This window comes from Melaminivora alkalimesophila (assembly GCF_000282995.1).
GTDB lineage: Bacteria > Pseudomonadota > Gammaproteobacteria > Burkholderiales > Burkholderiaceae_C > Melaminivora > Melaminivora alkalimesophila.
In genome coordinates, this window is sequence record NZ_ALEE01000262.1 from 1 (window position 1) to 18,700 (window position 18,700).

Below are 18,700 nucleotides of genomic sequence, written 5' to 3' on the forward strand. Positions count from 1 at the left end.
GCGGGCCGCCCCAGCACCGTGACGCTGCCGCGCGTGGGCACCGTCAGGCCCAGGATGTGGCGCAGCAGCACGGTCTTGCCCGTGCCCGAGCCGCCGACCAGCGACAGGATCTCGCCGCGGCGCACCGTCAGCTGCAGCTGGTCGTGCACGGTGAAGGCGGCGTCGCCCCTGCCGAACACGGTTGCCAGGTCGCGCACCTCGACCACCGGCTCGGCCCGGGCTTCGGAGGCGGGGGTTGGCGTGCGCTCCATGGCCTCAGAATCCCACGTCCTTGAAGGCCACCGCGAACAGCGCGTCCACGATGATCACCATGGTGATGGCGCTGACCACCGAGGCCGTCGTGCCCTGCCCCAGGCTCTGCGTGTTGGGCTCGACCCGCAGGCCCCAGTGGCAGCCGATCAGGGCGATGAACACGCCGAAGACCACCGACTTGGCCATCGCCAGCCACAGGTTCGAGACCTCCACCGCCGGCGGCAGCGCCTGCGCAAAATAGGCCGGCGAGATGCCCATCGCCAAGTCCGCCGCCAGCATCCCGCCGCCCAGCGCCGCCAGCGTGGTCCACAGCGCGACCAGCGGCATCGCCAGCCCCAGCGCCAGCGCGCGCGGCATGACGAGGCGAAAGCCGTGCGGGATGCCCATCACGCGCATCGCATCGAGCTCCTCGGTCACGCGCATCACGCCGATCTGCGCCGTGATGGCCGAGCCCGAGCGCCCGGCCACCAGGATGGCGCCCAGCATCGGCCCCAGTTCGCGGATCAGCGAGATGCCCAGGATGTTGACGATGAAGGTCTCGGCGCCGAACTGGCGCAGCTGCAGGCTCATCAGGTAGGCCAGCACCACGCCGATCAGGAAGCCCACCAGCGCCGTGATGGGCAGCGCCGTGGCGCCCATGCGGTACAGGTGGCCGGAGATGTCGCGCCACGGCCCGCGCCGGGGCTGGCGCAGCAAGCGCAGCACATCCAGGTGCAGCTGGCCGATGAGCTGCACCAGGTGCTTGAAGTGGTCGAGCGCGTGCAGCACCTGCGCGCCCAGCCGGTCCACCGCATCGCCCAGCGAGCGGCGCGGGCGCGGCGGGCGCTCGGTCGTGAGCGCCGCCACGCGCTCGATCATGGCGCGCGGGCCCTCGGCGATCTGGATCTCGGCCGGCCAGCGCTGCCCCCAGTGGTCCCACAGGAGCTGCGCGCCCACGTGGTCCAGGCGCCGCAGGCCGCCCAGATCCCAGGCTGCCCCGGCGCCCCCCGCGCCGCCCAGCTCGCGCAACAGCCGCCGCGCGGCACGGCGATCGGCGAAGGCCGCCGCCACCCAGTCGCCGGCCACCCGCACGCAGGGCGCCCCGGCGGCGCCCTGCTCCTGCACGACGGTGGGCGTGTTCAGGCCGGACATGGGACGGCAGTTTTGCACATTCTGTTGCCCGGCCCCGCGGCGCCGTTGGAAAAACGCCCCGGGCGCCCCGCCTGCCTCCCCGGGCAAGGCTGTACCCGAGCGCGCAAACCGCCGCACAATGGCGAGGGCGCCTGCCTCCCGGGCGACCGCGCACCGCCCCTGCCCCCATGAGCGACACCACCTTCGACACCATCATCGTCGGCGCCGGCACCGCCGGCTCCCTGCTTGCCAACCGGCTGAGCGCCGAGCGCAGCCAGCGCGTGCTGCTGCTGGAGGCCGGCCGCAAGGACGACTACCACTGGATCCACGTGCCGGTGGGCTACCTGTACTGCATCGGCAACCCGCGCACCGACTGGCTCTACCAGACCGAGCCCGACGCCGGCCTGAACGGGCGCCGCCTGCGCTACCCGCGCGGCAAGACGCTGGGCGGCTGCAGCAGCATCAACGGCATGATCTACATGCGCGGCCAGGCGCGCGACTACGACGGCTGGGCCGAGCAGGTGGGTGACGAGGCCTGGCGCTGGGAGAACGTGCTGCAGGCCTTCCGGCGCCACGAGGACCATTGGCGGCTGGACCAGCCCGGCCAGGCCGACGAGGCGTTTGCGCGCCTGCACGGCAACCGGCGCACCGGCAGCAGCGGTGAGTGGCGCGTGGAACGCCAGCGCCTGCGCTGGGACATCCTGGACGCCTTCGCCCAGGCGGCGCAACAGGCGGGCATCCCCGCGACCGACGATTTCAACGGCGGCGACAACGAGGGTGTGGGCTACTTCGAGGTCAACCAGAAGAACGGCTGGCGCTGGAACACCGCCAAGGCCTTCCTGCGCCCGACCTGCTACGGCCGACCGAATTTCGAGCTGTGGACCCACGCCCAGGCCACGCGGCTGCTGCTCGCGCGCCAGGAAGACGGCAGCCTGCGCTGCACCGGCGTGCAGGTCTGGACCGGCAGCGAGATGGTCACGGCGCACGCCACGCGCGAAGTCATCCTGAGCGCCGGCGCCATCAACTCGCCGCAGCTGCTGCAGCTGTCGGGCATCGGCCCGGGCGCGCTGCTCAAGCGCCACGGCATCGAGGTGCTGCACGAGCTGCGCGGCGTGGGGGCGAACCTGCAGGACCACCTGCAGATCCGCGCGGTGTACAAGGTGCAGGGCGCGCCAACCCTCAACCAGCTCGCCAGCACGCTCTACGGCAAGGCGCGCATCGGCCTGGAATACGCCCTGCGCCGCACCGGGCCGATGAGCATGGCGCCCTCGCAGCTCGGCGCCTTCACGCGCAGCAGCGCCGACCGGCCGCACCCCAACATCCAGTTCCACGTCCAGCCCCTGTCGCTGGACGCCTTTGGCGAGCCGCTGCACCGCTTCCCGGCCTTCACCGCGAGCGTGTGCAACCTGAACCCCAGCAGCCGCGGCAGCGTCACCATCCGGAGCCCGCGCTTCGAGGACGCGCCGGCCATCGCGCCCAACTACCTCTCCACCGACGAAGACCGCCAGGTGGCGGCCGACAGCCTGCGCGTGGTGCGCCGCATCGCCGCCCAGCCGGCGCTGGCGCGCTACCAGCCCGAGGAATACAAGCCCGGCCCGCAGTACCAGAGCGACGAGGAACTCGCGCGCCTGGCGGGCGACATCGCCACCACCATCTTCCACCCCGTCGGCACCGCCCGCATGGGCCGGGATGGCGACCCCATGGCGGTGCTCGACGCGCAGATGCGGGTGCGCGGCGTGGCGGGCCTGCGCGTGGTCGACGCCAGCGCCATGCCCACCATCACCAGCGGCAACACCAACAGCCCCACCCTGATGATGGCGGAGATGGCGGCGCAGTGGATCCGCCAGGGCGCCAAGGCGGCAGCGCCCGCCGCTTGAGGGAAAACCCCGCTGCGGGCCGCGCCCGTGCTGGTTACAGTCGCTTCACTCGACGCGCGCCTCGGCACGCCAAGCGAGGGGACCGAGGAGACGACAACACCACGCACAACAACACCAAGATTCAACGGCGCCCGCCACGAGGCGCCCCTCCCCCAAGGCACCTGCCCACCCAGGTGCCTTTTTTATTGCCGCCACGCACGGCAGCCCCCGCCCGCCCCGGTGCGACAATTCCGCCCATGGAATGGCTCATCGTCACGCTGGCCTCGCTGCTGGCCGGTTTCGTGGACGCGATCGTCGGGGGCGGTGGGCTGATCCTGCTGCCGGCGCTGTTTGCCACCTTTCCGGCCGCCGCGCCCGCCACCCTCATGGGCACCAACAAGAGCGCCGCCATCTGGGGCACGGGCATCGCCACCGTGCAGTACAGCCGGCGCGTGACGATGCGCTGGCGCGCCATGCTGCCGGCGACCGCGGCAGGCTTTGCCGGCGCGCTGGCCGGGGCCTGGGTGGTGACGCTGATCTCGGCGGATTTCCTCAGGAAACTCCTGCCGCTGGTGCTGGTCGCCCTCTTGGCCTACACCCTGGCCCGCAAGGACCTCGGGCGCACCCACGCGCCGCGCCTGGGCGGGCGCGCCGAGACGCTCGCCGCCTGCGCCATCGGCCTGGGGATCGGCTTCTACGACGGCTTCTTCGGGCCGGGCACGGGCAGCTTCTTCGTCTTCCTGTTCGTGCGCGTGCTGGGCTACGATTTCCTGCACGCCTCCGCCTCGGCCAAGCTGCTGAACCTGGCGACCAACGTGTCGGCGCTGCTCCTGTTCACCGCCAAGGGCCATGTATGGTGGCACTTCGCGCTGCCACTGGCCGTGGCCAACGTGGTCGGCAGCGTGCTGGGGGCCCACCTGGCGCTCAAGCACGGCGCCGGCTTCGTGCGCGGCATCTTCATCGCCGTGGTGGGCGCGCTGATCCTCAAGACCGGCTACGACGCCTTCCTGCGCTGAGCCGCCCCTTCGTCCCGAACCCAACCCGAGGAGGACCCGATGACGACCGTGACCCTGATCGGCGCGCCCACCGACGTGGGCGCCAGCGTGCTGGGCGCCAGCATGGGCCCGGACGCGCTGCGCATCGCCGGCATCGCACGCGCCCTGCGCGGCCTGGGCCTGCAGGTGCAGGACGCGGGCAACCTGCACGGCCCCGGCAACCCGCAGGCGCTGCCCCAGGACGGCTTTCGCCACCTGGACGAGGTGGTGCACTGGAACCGGGCGGTGTTCGATGCCGGCGCCGCGGCACTGGCGCGGGGCGAGCTGCCGCTGCTCATGGGCGGCGACCACTGCCTGGCGATCGGCTCCATCAGCGCCGTGGCCGCGCACTGCCGTGCCCGGGGCAAGCGCCTGAAGGTATTGTGGTTCGATGCCCACGCCGACGCCAACACGCCCGAGACCTCGCCCAGCGGCAACATCCATGGCATGCCCGTCGCGTGCCTGCTCGGACACGGCCCGCATGCGCTGTCACAGCTGACCGGAGGCACGGCGCTGGCTGCCGGGGAGATCGCGCTGATCGGGGTGCGCAGCGTGGACCCGGTGGAGAAACGCTTCGTCGCCGAGCATGGCATCGAGGTCTACGACATGCGCACCATCGACGAGCTGGGGATGCGCGCGGTGATGCAGGCGGCGCTGGAAGGCGTCGATGGCGACACCCACCTGCACGTGAGCTTCGACATGGACGCCATGGACCCTTCGGTCGCGCCCGGCGTGGGCACCGACGTGCGCGGCGGCCTGACCTACCGCGAGACGCAGCTGTGCATGGAGATGCTGGCCGACTGCGGCTGCCTGGCCTCGGCCGACCTGGTCGAGCTGAACCCGGCCCTGGACGTGCGCAACCAGACCGCCGAGCTGGCCGTGGACCTGCTGGAGAGCCTGTTCGGCAAGTCCACGCTGATGCGCCCGCGCTGAGGCCGGGGAAGTTCTTGCGACCCGGGTTTGCCTCAATGCAAGCGGACCAGGGCCGGTCCCTATAATGCGCCACCCTCTCGCAGAGCCCTCTCCCGGCCGCCGGCCCGGCCCGGGCGCGCGATCCTTGCGGCAGACAAGCCGCCGCGCCGGGCTTGCCCGCACCTGACACAACCCGCAGGACCACCACACATGAAGATGCTCAAGACCCTGGCCGCCGCCGCCCTGGCGCTGTGCGCCGCAGCCGCCGTACAGGCCCGCCCGCTGGCCGAGATCGAAAAGAGCGGCACCATCGTCCTCGGCTCCGAGGGCCAGTACGCGCCCTTCAACTTCTTCAAGGGCAAGGAGCTCACCGGCTACGAGATCGAGGTGGCCGAGGCCGTGGTCAAGAAGATGGGCCTCAAGCACGAGTGGAAGACCGTCGGCTTCGACGCCCTGCTCACCGGCCTGGCCCAGGACCGCTGGGACCTGGTGATCGCCTCGCACGGCATCACCGAGGAGCGCGCCAAGGCCGCGACCTTCACCGACCCGCACTACTGCTCGGGCGGCATCATCGTCTCGCTGAAGCCCGAGATCCGCACCGCCGCCGACCTGGCGGGCAAGACCGTCGCCGTGCAGACCGGCACCTCCTACCTGGAGCACGTCAAGGAAGTGCCGGGCGTCAAGGACGTGAAGAACTTCCCCACCGACGAGGCCGCGCGCAGCGCGCTGGGCTCCAAGCGCGTGGACGCCTGGGTGACGGACCGCTTCGTCGCCAAGGAAATGCTGCAAAAAGCCCCCAAGGCCGGCTTCAAGACCGGCGAGCTGCTGTTCGTCGAGAAGATCGCCGCCGCGGTCAAGAAGGACAACCAGTCGCTCGCCGACGCCTGGAACAAGGCCTTCCAGGCGCTGGTCGCCGACGGCACCATCGGCAAGATCTCGCAGAAGTACTTCCAGGAAGACGTGACCTGCAAGTAAGCCCTTCCTGACATCGGCCATGTGCGCCGGGCCTGAACCAGGCCGGGTGCATGCGCTACGCTCCATTTCATGCTTGTCGCTCTCTGGCCCGCGCGCTGGAGCCGCCCCCAGCGCAGCAATGCAACGCTGGTGGCGGCCCTGGTGCTGATGGCCCTCGTGCTGTCCCTGCTCGGGCGGCTGCTCTCGCTCTTTCCCGAACCCATCGGCTCCAACGCGGCGCTGTTCGCCGAGGGCGCGCTGACCACGCTGGAGCTGACCGTGGTCGCCGGCCTGGCCGGGCTGGTGCTGGGCACTGCGGCGGCGCTGGCGCGCACCTCGCGCCTGGCGTGGCTGCGCGGGGTCGCCAGCTTCTACATCTGGGCGATCCGCGGCACGCCGCTGCTGGTCCAGATCCTGTTCGTCTATTTCGCGCTGCCGGTGCTGGTGCCGGGGCTGAACCTGCCGGACTTCGCTGCCGCCGCGGTCGCGCTCGGGCTGAACGTCGGCGCCTACAACGCCGAGGCCATCCGCGCCGGCCTGCTGGCCGTGCCACGCGGCCAGACCGAGGCCGCGCGCGCACTCGGGCTGCCGCGTGCGCGCGTGTTCCTGGACGTGGTCTTTCCGCAGGCCTTCAAGATCGCGCTGCCTCCGCTGGTCAGCAACTTCGTCGCCCTCCTGAAGGATTCCTCGCTCGCCTACGTGATCGGCGTGGTCGAGCTGACCAACGTCGGCAACCGGGTGCAATCCGCCACCTTCCAGCCGGTGGCGACCCTGACCACGGTGGCCATCACCTACCTGATCCTGACCACCCTGGTGACGCAGGTGACGCACGCCATCGAGCACCGCTTCGACGTGGAGGGCCAGGTCAAGTGAGCGCGGGCGTCCCGTACATCGTCTGCAAGGACGTGCGCAAGGCCTTTGGCAGCCACGAGGTTCTGAAAGGGGTGTCGACCCAGTTCTGCACCGGCCAGGTGACGACCATCATCGGCGCCTCGGGCTCGGGCAAGAGCACGCTGCTGCGCGCCATCAACCGCCTGGAGCCGCACGACAGCGGCTCGATCACCATCGGCGGCGTCGAGGTGACGGACGACGCGCGCACGCTGCAGGCGCAGCGCTGCGAGGTCGGCATGGTGTTCCAGCAGTTCAACCTGTTCGGCCACCTGACGGTGCTCGACAACCTGACGCTGGCGCCGCGGCGCATCCACCGCACGCCGCGCGCCGAGGCCAACGAGCGGGCCATGGCGCTGCTCAAGCGCGTGGGCATGCAGGACCACGCCCACAAGTACCCCTGGCAGCTTTCGGGCGGGCAGCAGCAGCGCGTGGCAATCGCACGTGCGCTGGCGATGCAGCCGAAGGTCATGCTGTTCGACGAGCCCACCAGCGCACTCGATCCGGAGATGGTCCAGGAAGTACTGGACGTGATGCGGGAGCTGGCGCGTGGCGGCATGACCATGATCGTGGTCACGCACGAGATGGGCTTCGCGCGCGAGGTGGCGGATCGGGTCATGTTCTTCGACCAGGGCTGCATCGCGCACGACGCGCCGCCGGCGGAATTCTTCGCCAACCCGGCCAACGAACGCATCCGCTCCTTCCTGCGGCGCATGAGCGCCTGAGTTGCAGCCAGCGCGGCCGGCCTCCGGCGCCGCCCTGCCCGGCCCTTTCTTCGTTTCCCACCATGCGCTCCGAACGCCAGGGCCTGCTCGCCCTCCTTGTCGTGGTCGCCGTCTGGGGCACCACCTTCCCGGCCATGAAGCTGCTGTCGGCGCAGCTCGACGCGCTGCAGATCATCTGGGCGCGCTTTGCCATCGCCCTCGTGGTGCTGGCGCCGATGTGGCGCGGCCTGCGCGCCGCCGAGCGCCGCTGGGGGTTGCTGCTCGGCGCGCTGCTGTTCCTCGCCTTCTGGCTGCAGATCGAGGGGCTGGCACGCACCAGCAGCAACCGCAATGCCTTCGTCACGGGGCTGAACGTGCTGGTGGTGCCGCTCTTGGCCATGGTGGTGCTCGGGCGGCGCTATGGGATGGCGCTGTGGGGCGCGTGCGCGATGGCGCTGGCCGGCATGATGCTGATGTTCCACGAGGACGAGCCATGGAACTTCGGCGATACGCTGACGCTCGCCAGCACGCTGTTCTACGCCGTCTACATCCTGGTGCTGGAGGAGTGCGCGCGCCGCACGGCCGCGCAGCCCCTGCGCGCCACCCGCCTGGCGGCCATGCAGGCGCTGGTGATGTGCATCGCCGCGGCCGCGTTGGTGCTGGTGCGCCACGGCGGCGCTGCCACCACCTTGCACTCCCTCGGCACGCTGCCGGGCCCGGCGCTGGCGGCGCTCATCTACCTGGGCGTGGTCGCCAGCGTGGTGGTGGTGACGCTGCAGGCCTGGGGCCAGCAGCGCGTGGACGCCATGCGCAGCGCCATCGTCTTCGGGCTGGAGCCGGTGTTCGCGGCCGCCACCGCCTGGGTGCTGATCAAGGAGACGCTGGGGCTGAGCGGCTTGGCGGGCGCGGCGCTGATCGTGGGGGCGCTGATCGTGAGCCAGCTGCAGCCGGCGCGCAACGCGCCGGCGCCCGTCGCTTGAGCGGGCCGCGCTGGCGGTCCGCTCATTCCACTCCAACGACCGTGTCGTACAAGCCCAGCTGGCGCAGTCCCGCGTGGCTTTCGATACCGGTGTAGTACAAGGACGCATCCTCGTAGCGCCTGAAGGCAAAGACCGCCTGGTTCATCTGTTCGGTGTTGAACACGCGCAGCTGCACCAGCAGGTCGAAATCCTTCACCGTCAGCCCCGTCACCGCCAGAAACAAATCGGGCTCCAGCCGTGTGATCACATCCTGGAGCTTGTTCTCGCGGAAGTCCGTCAGATACATGAAGGCCGGGATGCGCGTGGCGAACTTGATCAGCTTTTCCTGGATTTGCTTGCGCTTGGACTTGAACTCGCGCTCCGCCTCGGTCAGCTCGCGCTTGTCGCTTCCCGACAACTCGCCCTGCTCCTTCGCCTTTTTCTTCAAGCCCTTGATCTTGTCGCTCTGGTTGATGACGGTCTCGATGATGTTGTCGCCCAGATTGCGCCAGCCCTCGATGCGCTCGACCGCCGCCATCGCCTCCGGGTTGTCCAGCACACGCTGCAAGGTACCGTTATCCACATTCACCAGCAGCGCGCTCTCCCACTTGCGCGCCAAGAGCGTGGCTGAAGTGCCAGCCATGGCAATATCCAGAATACCGCCGGCGTCGATCTGCGCCATGTTGGCGCCGTCATAGGCCAGCACCGGCAAAAACGCCACCAGATCGCGCACGGCATCCTCCGGGTTGGCGGCACCGGGCGCCAGGCCGATGGCGTACTCCGACAACTGGCGCAGCGCCCGTGTCGGCGCGAAGTCGAACACAAAACACACTGGCTTGAGGATTTCCTCCTCGTGGGGGTTGTCGCCGTTGGGGTTGCGAATGACCCATGGCGACTGGACGCGAAATGCGGCTTGGAAGTAGGTTTCGGGTGATTTCAGGTTGCGCAGCATCAAGATGGACGACCACTGCGCCACCGTGACCCCGGTGGTCAGCTTGCCACACGACAGGGTGATGGTCTGCGACTGAAATCCGCTGCCGATCGCCCGGCGCACAGGCGGCAGCGCCTGCAAGCCGATGCCTGCGCCCGCCCCGGCAGCGACGACGACCTCATAGGCGTGCCAGAAGGTGTTGTGCCGCTCGGCCAGCAAATTGGCCATGGCGTGGCACGCAGCCACATTGGGCAGAAACCAGAACGAATGCTGCAACCATGGCAGCAATCGCACGTCCGAATACGGCAGCGGCGGGCGCGTACCGGCCCTGAGCGCCTGCACCGATTGTGCCGTGCGCCCGCCGCGGATGATGTCCAGCCATTTCTGCACATCGTCTTTGTGCTTGAACTGCGCGTCCTTTCCTGTGCCTGTGGCCTCGAAGAACGCGTTCAGATCGAACTCGTCGAATTCGCCGCCACTGGCCACTGCCAACAGCTCATCGGGCATTTGGTAGGTCAGCAGGCGCATTTCGGGCAGCGCGGCGTAGGGGTTGCGCTGGCCAGGGTAGCGCGCGGCATAGGCGGCCTTGGCGCGTTGCTCGTCGGTGTAGGTCCAGTTGTAGATCTGCTCCTCGATGAACTCGCCCGTCGCCAACGCCCGAAATGGCGTTCCTGACAAATAGAGGTAAGCGCGCGTGGTGATCGGCAAGAAATCTGCCTCGCGCCCGGCCAGCTCGTGCAGCGATTCATTCACGCTGGCCAGCGCTTCCTCCCCTTTCCTGGAAGCGCGCGCCTCGGCCTCGTCCTCGCCCTCGAACAGCTCCTTCGCTGAATCTCGCCAAGCGCCGAAGTGGTACTCGTCAAATACCACCAGATCCCAGTTCACCGCGTGCAGCCACTCATTGCGTGCCTTGATGTTGCCGGTGCCCGCCTCGCGCCCCAGCAAGTCCTGAAACGAGCCGAAGTAGACCACCGGGCGCGTGCGGTCCACCTGTGTCGGGTCGCCCCCGGTAGCACGTGAGAGATATTGCCAACCGTCGAAATCCTGGTGGCTTTCCAGATCGGTCTGCCAAGCGTCTTCCACCGCCGGCTTGAAAGTGAGCACCAGCACGCGACGCGCCTGCATCTGCCGGGCCAGCTGGTAGGCGGTGAAGGTCTTGCCAAAGCGCATCTTGGCATTCCACAGGAAGCGCGGCACGGCGGCAGGATCCTCGGCCCAGATGGATTGGTAGTAGTGCAGCGTCTTGCGCACGGCCTGCGCCTGCTCGTCGCGCATCGGGAAGCTCTGGTGGTGCGTGCCGCTCAAGGGGCGGCGGCTGCGCAACTCGGCCAGCGCGGTCTGCACGTCCGCCAGCGTGCAGCGCATCCATTCGAGCTGCGCCCGCTCACAGCCCCGACGCTCAAGGGCGGCGCGCAATTCGTGGTCAGTGATCACGCTGCCATCGGCACGCTCGGCGGGTTCATCCATTTCGATGCGGAAATTGGTGATTGCCGCCGTGCGCAGCTGCTCGGCCACGCGCTGGCGCACGTCGCGCGTGGTCTGACCGATTTTCAGCAAGCCGGCGTGGGCATCGTCGGCAATGGAGTAGGCGTACAGGCGGGGGCAGGTTGCGGGCTTCGGGGGCAGGAGGACGTCGATCGTCGGTCTATTCATCAGCATCTTCATCGACCGAAACCTCACCGAATAAATTGGCACTCAAATCCATCGGACGCACGATTTTTTCGATGAACTCGATTTCACTGTCACTGATGCCGTACTTGGAATATAAATCGGCATCGCTCCAACGACGCGACCAGTCCTGGATGGGGACAAAGGTATAGACACGACGCGTAGTGTCTTGCGACGGCTTGTGCAGCAAAATGAGCAGGCGTGTCAGACGACAGGCGAGATAGCTTAGAGCACTTTCGGCCTCGGATTGCGAGGCGAACGGACCAATGCACAAATAGGTCTCGGAGCAGATGCTGCCTGGCTCGCCAATGAACGGCGTGCTTAATATGCGATGCGGATAGGTGTCGCGGTTTCCCGTTCCCGGCGCTGCACGGCCGATGTAGATTTTCCAATGATCGATCAGCTCGTGCCCAGTGGGAACGTCGGCTGGGGCTATGTAGCCAACACCGCCGTTTTGATAAATCGCCAAATCGCCAACTCTGCGTTTACTATTTCCCTTGAAAAACGTCCTAAGCCCGAACGGACGGAGAGAACTGACTAACTCATCAAAGCGTTTCTCCCGAGGTAACGCTAATGTTTCCGTAGTGCCACACTCCAAAGCCATGACTTTCCGCAGGATGGATAAGCCCTCGTTGAAGCGAACGAATACGTCGGCACCCGGCTCTAGCAAAGGGCGGATAGCAGTTGAGACGGGCCAATCCTTAAAATGTGTTGCCACCTCACACAGACCGGGATTGTCACGCTCCCACAAGAAATAGCAAACGCCACCTTTCAGCCCCACACCAGGGAATACGTCGGAAGCGGTGAGATAGTCGTTGATGACGCGCACGCGGTCGTCCGTCAGCATGGCCTCGCGGAATTCGTCCAGACCTTTGCCACCGGTGAACCAACGCGATGGAATCACCATCGTCAGGTAGCGAGGGTCGAGCGCTTTCGCTTGTTCGACGAATTTTTGATAGATCGGCGCGGCGCTCACCCCATGCCCACCATCGCTCAACTGGTACGGCGGGTTGCCGATAATTACGTCAAATTGCATCTCTTCCTCAAACAACTCATGCATGCGGACCTTGATATCATCTGTATGAATAAAGGCATAGGCGTGGCTTTCCAGCTCCACGCCCCGGTCCAACGCCGCCTGGCTGGCCCCGCAATACCGGCATTTGCCTCTTTCCCAGTCGTGCTCAGTGCGCTCGAACCAGATATGCCCGGCTTCACCCTCGAACCCCTGCACGATGGAGTGCCGCCCATTGGCACGCTTGCTGCAATACACGCTACGCCGCGCCAGCAGAGCGGTCAGGCGCGTGATGCCTATGCCGAACACCTGTCTTCTCAGGATATGGTTTACCCGCTCCTGCAAGTCCGGGATCTGCCCCGCAAGTCCCTGCACCAGCCTGCGGGTGATCTCGCGCAGAAACACGCCGCTTTTGGTGCAGGGGTCGAGAAAGCGCACCTCCGCGTTTTCCCAGATGCTGGCGCCGCCATGCGCGGCCGCCCAGGCCTCGGCCAGAGTGTCGAGCATCCGGTTGGCAAACTGCGGCGGCGTGAAGACCTCGTCGTTGCTCAGGTTGGCAATGCAGTCCAGCACGTCGGGGTTGCGGCCATGCAAGGCGAAGGGGGCTTGGAGGGAGTGCAGCAGGGCGCTCATGCGGGGTTGGCGAGAACGAAACGTGCCTGTTCAGTGCGCAGCATCTGGTAGGGCGTCATGTAGCGGACTCCCAGGCCCAGGCAGACGTTGGGTATTTTGATGCGTCCAGGGGAGTTTGCCAGCGTCTCATGGGTGACCAGCACATGGTCCCCTGCGAGCGCATGGGCGACGAGATAGTAGTCTGCGACCTGAAAAAAAAAGGTATTGATGGCCGCTGGCGTGTAGCCTTGGCTGACGACCCATTCGCTGACTTGTGCGAATTGCGGAGCCAGCGTCGGTGGCGTTCGTCGAAACAGGGTCTGGCCCCGGTGCTTGGCCCATTCGCTCAGCTCGTCCTGACCCGCCTGGATTTCGTCGGACACCTTGTCTATGCTGCACACCCTTCCGGTATGACCATGGTGCGTCAGCCAGTCCCAGAACGCGGGACAAAAATCCAAACCGTAATGCAGGTGCTTGGCTGATATGAAAACGTTGGAGTCCAACAGGTAGCTCATGCGACCACTCCGAACTCCTGCGCCACTTGGTAGAAGGTGGCGCTCTTTTTCACGCCCAACAGACGGAAGGCTTCAGAGAAGGAGGTAAGCCCTTCCAGGGTGCTGGACACAAGTGCCTGCGTGAAGCGCTTGCTGCTGCGCGCCCCCAGGCTGCGGTAGAAGTCGCCGCCGCCACCTGCGTCGCGCTCTCGCTCGCGCAGCGCGTGCAGGCGTTCCTGCTCCTGGCGGTAGTGGCGCCACAAGGTGGCTTCGCTGATGTAACCTGCGTCGTACAGGCGGCGTAGGGCCACCAGCGTGCTGACCTTGAACTCGCGCGCCAAGCGCTGTATTTGCTCGGGAATCTGTTGGCCCTGCTGGTAAGCGCCATGCAGCTCCTGCATGGGCATCAGCAGCTCGGCGGCAACCTGGTTGCACCAGCGCTCGGTGAACTGCTCGGGCACCGCACCCGCCTGAGGGTCGGATACGCCCGTGGCCCCCAGCCACAGGTGCGCCAGCTCATGGGCCAGCGTGAACATTTGTGCGGCTTTGCTGTCGCTGCCGTTCAAAAAGATCAAGGGTGCGTGTGCGTCCGCCAGCGCAAAGCCACGGAATTCGCCCACATCCAGCCTGCGGTGGCTGCTGCTGCCGACGACGGAGCTGGTCATGACCAAGATGCCGATGCCTTCGGCCCGAGCGATCAGCTGGCGCAAGGCCTCGTTCCAAGACGGCCATTGGCGGCGTGCGGCGGCGCTCAAATCCAGGGCTTCGCGCAGCCGCTGCGCGACGGCGTGCGCCGGCTCGTCCGTGCGGGCGCTGCCGATGAAGGACAAGGGAGGATGTCCATGCAGACGCGCATGGTCGTGGTACCAAGCCTGGCGCTGCTGACACAGGTAGAGCATGTCCAGCAACTCGCTGCTGGGCTGGGCCAGCGCAGCGTCACGCAGCGTACGAAAGTCCGGCACCGGCAGGGGCAACGCGGGTGGCTCGGGCAGAAAAAAGTAGCCGATGGCGGTGTGTGTCAGCCGGGCGAAGTCTTCCAGCTGCTTGAGCGTGGGCTGCGCCGCGCCACTGAGCCACAAGGGCCACTTGGCGAAGCGGCGTGTGAGACTGGCATCGTCCAGGCGAGCGCGCTGCGCAGCCCAACGCAGCACGGGAACGGAGGCGGCAATGGCGCTGCTGCTCACGGGTTTCCCTTCTCCTCAGACAGTTACACAAACATGCACCTTATATCCGGTGCGGATACTTCAAACAGTTGCCAGGGCTGCCATTTCACTCACGCCCATGGGAGGGTAGGTCTTTACAGGCGTGAAGATCTCGTGTTTGCCCAGGTCGGCAAAGAGTGACCCCTCGGCGCTGTAGGAGGCGGCGTGCGTCAGGTTGTCGAAACGAAAGTCGCGTCGCTGGTATCTGCCCCGGCCCAGGTAGCCCCACTCGGCAAAGGTGATGGGTACACCGTGGGTGTCGGACATGGTCAGCGCATCGCCATGCACCAAGTTGAGCGACAGCACGAACAGCGCTGCCCGGTACAGGGCATCGTCCTCGCCCAGATCCAGATATTCGGCAAAGACAGCCAATACGTTGTCGCGACATTCCAGGATGTTGTCGGCCAGCAGCTCGATGCCGTAGACGCTCATCAGCGCCAGCAGGGCATAGTGGCGCCGCTCGAATTCGCTCGCGCCGTACTTGAGCTCGACAGCGCTCAGCTTGCGCCGCACGATAGGAACCAGGAAGTTGCCGCTGCCACACGCTGGCTCCAGGAAGCGCGCATCGATGCGCTCGGTCTCTCCCTTGACGAGATCGAGCATGGCTTCAACCATCCAGGAGGGAGTGAAGACCTCTCCGTGGTCGGCGACGCGTTGACGGGACTTGACGAGATTCATGGAACGGAAGGCACGGGCGGCGCTCGGAAACAGTACGCCCGATCATGGACTATCTTGGACACTTCTGGGCCCCTCAGGCGCGCAGAGCCAAGCGAGGAGCGCTACGGAAGAAGCCCTCCCAAGGCATCCCGTCAGGCACTTCCCCTTGGGCGCAGTCTTCAGGGCGCCACCGTCGGCACCACCGGCACGTCCTCCACCCGGCGCGGCGTGCCGATCGGCGCGGCCGCCTGCCCTCGGGCGACGGCGGCGATGTCCTCCTCGCTCGGGTAGAGGCCAGCGAGCCAGTAGTCGAACACGCGCCGCGTGATGGGCGCGGCGGCGGCGGCGCCAAAGCCCGCGTTCTCCACGATCACGGCCACCGCGATGCGCGGATCGTCCACCGGCGCGAAGGCGGCGTAGAGCGAATGGTCGCGCTGGTGCTCGGCCAGCAGCTTGGCGTTGTAGCGGGTGCCTTGCGCCCAGGCCACGGCCTGCGCCGTGCCGGTCTTGCCGGCCGAGGTGTAGGGAGCGCCGGCGAACACGCGCCGCCCAGTGCCGGCCTCGTTGACGGCCTGCAGCGCCCGGCGAATGATCTCCACGTGGCGCGGCTTGTAGCCCAGGTTCACGCCCGGCGGCTGCTCCACCTGCGTGACCTCGCCCGTGACCTGGTCCTTCACCGCCTTGATCAGGTGCGGCCGGTGGCGCGTGCCGCCGTTGGCGAGCGTCGCCTCGGCCACGGCCAGCTGCAGCATGGTGAAGTTGTTGTAGCCCTGGCCGATGCCCAGCGACACGGTCTCGCCCGGGTACCAGCGCTTGGCCTCCGGGCGCTTGTAGGCGTTTCGCTTCCATTCAGTGCTGGGCAGCACGCCGCGCACCTCGCCGCCGAGGTCGATGCCGGTGATCTGCCCGAAGCCCAGCGGCGCCATGAAGTCGTGGATCAGGTCCACGCCCATCTCCACCGCCAGCGAATAGAAGTAGGTGTTGCTCGAATACTGGATGGCGCGGTGCATGTCGACACCGCCCAGGCCTCCCTCGTGGCTGCGGAAGCTGCGCCCCCCGTAGTTGAAGTAGCCCGGATCGTTCACCACCACGTTCGCCGCGCGCTTGCCGGTCTCCAGCGCCGCCAGCGCCATGAAGGGCTTGTAGGTCGAGCCCGGCGGGTAGGCACCGCGCAGCGCACGGTTCAGCAGCGGCTTGTTGATGGACTCGTTGAGCGCCTGCCAGTTTTCCTGGTCGATGCCCTCGACGAACAGGTTCGGATCGAAGGTCGGCTTGGAGACCAGCGCCAGCACCTCGCCGTTCCTCGGATCGAGCGCCACCAGCGCGCCGCGGCGCTCGCCGAACAGGTCTTCCACGAGCTTTTGCAGCTTGATGTCCAGCGACAGCATCACGGTGTTGCCGGGCGTGGCCGGCTGGCTGTCCAGGCGGCGCACGGCGCGCCCACCGGCCGAGGTCTCCAGGCGCTCCACGCCGGTCTGGCCATGCAGCGTGGACTCGAAACTCTGCTCCACGCCGAGCTTGCCGATGTAGTCGGTGCCGCGGTAGTTGGCCGCCTCCTCGGAGTCCTCGATGCGCTCTTTCTCGCGCTGGTTGATGCGCCCGATGTAGCCGATGGCGTGGCTCGCCACCTCGCCCAGCGGGTAGGTGCGAAACAGCCGCGCCTTGATGTCCACCCCGGGAAAGCGCCAGCGCTGCGCGGCAAAGCGCGCCACCTCGTCGTCGGACAGGCGTGTGCGGATCGGCAGGGAATCAAAGCTGCGCGAGTCGGCCTGCAGGCGCTTGAAACGGCGCCGGTCGCGCGGCTGGATGTCGACGATCGCTGCCAGCTCGTCGATGGTCGCCTCCAGGTCGGCGACGCGCGAGGGCGTGATCTCCAGCGTGTAGGCCGAGTAGTTGGTGGCCAGCACCACGCCGTTCCTGTCCAGGATCAGGCCGCGGTTGGGCACGATCGGCACCACCGCCGTGCGGTTGCTCTCCGCCTGGTGGGCCAGGCCCTCGTAGCGCACCACCTGCAGCACGTACAGCCGCGCCGCGATCAGCCCGAAAGCCAGCAGCACCAGCAGGCCCATGGCGAACACGCGCAGGCGAAATTGCCAGGCGTCGGCCTCGACATTGCGCACCTCGGTCATGGCTCAGCTCACAGCGGGCGGTTGTCGTCCTGGTCGGGCGGGCGGCGCTGCGGCGCCAGCAGCAGCCAGCTCGCCAAAGGCCACAGCAGCGTCTCCAGCAGCGGCGCAATGGCCACCTCCAGCCCAGGAAAGACCCCGCCGGCGACCAGGCGCAGCGCCAGCTCGAGCGCGTGCGCCGCGAAGAACAGCGGCGCCAGCTGCAGTGCCTGCGACACGCTGCCGAACCACAGCACGCGCCGCGCCGCCGCCTGGGCGGCAAAGACCAGCGCCGCATAGACCAGCGCATGCTGGCCGAGCAGCGCCGCCTGCTGCACGTCGATCGCCAGCCCCAGCAGGAAGGCCAGGCCCATGCCCACGCGCTGGGGCTGGTGCATGCCCCAAAAGACCAGCAGCAGCATCAGCCAGTCGGGCGTCCAGACGACGCGCCCGAGCGGCAGCATGTCCAGCAGCAAGGCCAGCAGCAGGCTGAAGGTGATGAAGGCCGGGCGCACCGGCAGCAGCAGCGGCTGGCCACGCGGCATGATCATGGCCGGCCCTCCGCCTTGCGCGCGCCGCGTGCCGAGCCGGGGCCGTCACCGGCGCGCTCGCGCGGCCTGCGCCCCTGGGCGGACGCGGGCGGCTCGGGCGCGGGTGGGCCTGCCAGCTCGGGCGCCGGCGGCTTGAGCACCATCACGTGGCGCGCACCGTCCATGCGCGCCAGCGGCTCGCACCAGATGCGCGCGAAGGTGGAATCCGCGCGCCGCTCCACGCGCGTGACGCGCGCCACCGGCAGGCCGGGCGGGTAGACGCCATCGAGCCCGCTGGTGGTCAGCAGGTCGCCCTCCTGCACGTCGGCGTTGCCCGGGGTGAAGCGCAGCTCCAGGCCGCCGCCCTGCGTGGCGGCCGGGTCGCCGTAGGCCACGCTGCGCGCGCCGGTGCGCACGTTCAGCACCGGAATGGCCTGGTCGCGATCGACCAGCAGCGTCACTTCGGCCAGCAGCGGGTGCACGCGCGTCACCTGCCCGAGCACGCCCAGCGCATCGACCACCGGCGCGCCCGGCTCGACGCCCGCCACCTGGCCCTGGTCGATGACCACGCGCCGGGTGTAAGGGTCGGCCGCGTCGTAGAGCACCTGCGCAGCCTGGGCCGGTGTCTCCAGGCGCGCGCGCAGCGCCAGCAGCTCGCGCAGCTGGGCATTCTCGCGCGCCAGCTCCTCGGCCAGCGCCGTCTGCACCGCCATCTGTGCCATGCGCCGCTCGGCCTCGTCGAGCCCCTGCTGGGTCTGCTGCAGTGTCTTCAGGTAGCCGAGCCCGCTCCCTGCCAGCTGCACCGGCTGCAGCGCCAGCC

The 18,700-nt window shown here is 67.8% G+C and carries 17 protein-coding genes; 7 read left to right on the forward strand and 10 right to left on the reverse strand.

Annotated elements, in window-relative coordinates; all coding sequences use genetic code 11:
• Positions 1-251, reverse strand: a 251-nt coding sequence (locus tag A612_RS04745; RefSeq protein ID WP_040436092.1) for an ATP-binding cassette domain-containing protein, incomplete at its 3' end; no start/stop codon positions are given.
• A gap of 4 nt (positions 252-255) precedes the next feature.
• Positions 256-1,383, reverse strand: coding sequence for an MlaE family ABC transporter permease (locus A612_RS04750; protein WP_019373395.1), 1,128 nt, complete (start codon positions 1,381-1,383; stop codon positions 256-258).
• Between the two features lie 167 nt (positions 1,384-1,550).
• Between A612_RS04750 and A612_RS04755 the strand changes: the two genes are divergently transcribed.
• From A612_RS04755 to A612_RS04785, 7 genes are all read left to right on the forward strand, one after another.
• Positions 1,551-3,239, forward strand: coding sequence for a GMC family oxidoreductase (locus A612_RS04755; RefSeq protein WP_019373396.1), 1,689 nt, complete (start codon positions 1,551-1,553; stop codon positions 3,237-3,239).
• Positions 3,240-3,475: 236 nt separating this feature from the next.
• Entirely contained in the window at positions 3,476-4,234 is a 759-nt protein-coding gene (locus tag A612_RS04760; protein WP_019373397.1) for a sulfite exporter TauE/SafE family protein, read from the forward strand.
• Positions 4,235-4,273: 39 nt separating this feature from the next.
• Complete coding sequence (gene rocF, locus A612_RS04765) at positions 4,274-5,185, forward strand: arginase (protein ID WP_019373398.1); 912 nt, start codon at positions 4,274-4,276, stop codon at positions 5,183-5,185.
• Positions 5,186-5,374: 189 nt separating this feature from the next.
• Positions 5,375-6,139: an ABC transporter substrate-binding protein gene (locus tag A612_RS04770; RefSeq protein ID WP_019373399.1), complete on the forward strand. Its 765-nt coding sequence runs from the start codon at positions 5,375-5,377 to the stop codon at positions 6,137-6,139.
• A gap of 69 nt (positions 6,140-6,208) precedes the next feature.
• Positions 6,209-6,991 (forward strand): amino acid ABC transporter permease, encoded by a 783-nt coding sequence (locus A612_RS04775; RefSeq protein ID WP_040436093.1) that lies wholly within the window; start codon positions 6,209-6,211, stop codon positions 6,989-6,991.
• Entirely contained in the window at positions 6,988-7,731 is a 744-nt protein-coding gene (locus A612_RS04780; RefSeq protein WP_019373401.1) for an amino acid ABC transporter ATP-binding protein, read from the forward strand. The genes A612_RS04775 and A612_RS04780 overlap by 4 nt, the downstream gene beginning before the upstream one ends.
• A gap of 62 nt (positions 7,732-7,793) precedes the next feature.
• Complete coding sequence (locus tag A612_RS04785) at positions 7,794-8,690, forward strand: DMT family transporter (protein ID WP_019373402.1); 897 nt, start codon at positions 7,794-7,796, stop codon at positions 8,688-8,690.
• A gap of 22 nt (positions 8,691-8,712) precedes the next feature.
• Here A612_RS04785 and A612_RS04790 read toward each other — a convergent pair whose 3' ends face one another.
• The 8 genes from A612_RS04790 to mreC all read right to left on the reverse strand — a co-directional run.
• Positions 8,713-11,265, reverse strand: coding sequence for a DEAD/DEAH box helicase family protein (locus A612_RS04790; protein WP_019373403.1), 2,553 nt, complete (start codon positions 11,263-11,265; stop codon positions 8,713-8,715).
• Positions 11,246-12,913 (reverse strand): Eco57I restriction-modification methylase domain-containing protein, encoded by a 1,668-nt coding sequence (locus A612_RS04795; RefSeq protein WP_019373404.1) that lies wholly within the window; start codon positions 12,911-12,913, stop codon positions 11,246-11,248. Before A612_RS04795 ends, A612_RS04790 begins: the two co-directional genes overlap by 20 nt.
• Positions 12,910-13,407 (reverse strand): DUF4411 family protein, encoded by a 498-nt coding sequence (locus tag A612_RS04800; RefSeq protein WP_019373405.1) that lies wholly within the window; start codon positions 13,405-13,407, stop codon positions 12,910-12,912. Before A612_RS04800 ends, A612_RS04795 begins: the two co-directional genes overlap by 4 nt.
• The gene (locus A612_RS04805) at positions 13,404-14,570 is read right to left on the reverse strand and encodes an ImmA/IrrE family metallo-endopeptidase (protein WP_019373406.1); all 1,167 of its coding nucleotides are present in this window, start codon (positions 14,568-14,570) and stop codon (positions 13,404-13,406) included. The genes A612_RS04800 and A612_RS04805 overlap by 4 nt, the downstream gene beginning before the upstream one ends.
• A gap of 60 nt (positions 14,571-14,630) precedes the next feature.
• Positions 14,631-15,266, reverse strand: a complete 636-nt coding sequence (locus A612_RS04810; protein WP_040436094.1) for an N-6 DNA methylase — start codon at positions 15,264-15,266, stop codon at positions 14,631-14,633.
• A 158-nt stretch (positions 15,267-15,424) separates the two neighbouring features.
• Positions 15,425-17,374 (reverse strand): penicillin-binding protein 2, encoded by a 1,950-nt coding sequence (gene mrdA / locus A612_RS04815; protein ID WP_019373408.1) that lies wholly within the window; start codon positions 17,372-17,374, stop codon positions 15,425-15,427.
• Positions 17,375-17,382: 8 nt separating this feature from the next.
• A complete protein-coding gene (mreD, locus tag A612_RS04820; RefSeq protein ID WP_019373409.1) occupies positions 17,383-17,901 on the reverse strand; it encodes a rod shape-determining protein MreD in 519 nt (172 codons plus the stop codon).
• A partial coding sequence (gene mreC / locus A612_RS04825; protein ID WP_019373410.1) for a rod shape-determining protein MreC occupies positions 17,898-18,700 on the reverse strand: 803 nt, incomplete at its 5' end. The genes mreD and mreC, both read right to left, overlap by 4 nt.

Bases quoted from the DNA above. Each gene is read 5' to 3' on its own strand.
- A612_RS04790 (WP_019373403.1), bottom strand. From the start codon at position 11,265: ATGAAGATGCTGATGAATAGACCGACGATCGACGTCCTCCTGCCCCCG.
- A612_RS04785 (WP_019373402.1), top strand. From the start codon at position 7,794: ATGCGCTCCGAACGCCAGGGCCTGCTCGCCCTCCTTGTCGTGGTCGCC.
- A612_RS04760 (WP_019373397.1), top strand. From the start codon at position 3,476: ATGGAATGGCTCATCGTCACGCTGGCCTCGCTGCTGGCCGGTTTCGTG.
- rocF (WP_019373398.1), top strand. From the start codon at position 4,274: ATGACGACCGTGACCCTGATCGGCGCGCCCACCGACGTGGGCGCCAGC.
- A612_RS04810 (WP_040436094.1), bottom strand. From the start codon at position 15,266: ATGAATCTCGTCAAGTCCCGTCAACGCGTCGCCGACCACGGAGAGGTC.
- A612_RS04770 (WP_019373399.1), top strand. From the start codon at position 5,375: ATGAAGATGCTCAAGACCCTGGCCGCCGCCGCCCTGGCGCTGTGCGCC.
- A612_RS04800 (WP_019373405.1), bottom strand. From the start codon at position 13,407: ATGAGCTACCTGTTGGACTCCAACGTTTTCATATCAGCCAAGCACCTG.
- A612_RS04750 (WP_019373395.1), bottom strand. From the start codon at position 1,383: ATGTCCGGCCTGAACACGCCCACCGTCGTGCAGGAGCAGGGCGCCGCC.
- A612_RS04775 (WP_040436093.1), top strand. From the start codon at position 6,209: ATGCTTGTCGCTCTCTGGCCCGCGCGCTGGAGCCGCCCCCAGCGCAGC.
- mreD (WP_019373409.1), bottom strand. From the start codon at position 17,901: ATGATCATGCCGCGTGGCCAGCCGCTGCTGCTGCCGGTGCGCCCGGCC.
- mrdA (WP_019373408.1), bottom strand. From the start codon at position 17,374: ATGACCGAGGTGCGCAATGTCGAGGCCGACGCCTGGCAATTTCGCCTG.
- A612_RS04755 (WP_019373396.1), top strand. From the start codon at position 1,551: ATGAGCGACACCACCTTCGACACCATCATCGTCGGCGCCGGCACCGCC.
- A612_RS04795 (WP_019373404.1), bottom strand. From the start codon at position 12,913: ATGAGCGCCCTGCTGCACTCCCTCCAAGCCCCCTTCGCCTTGCATGGC.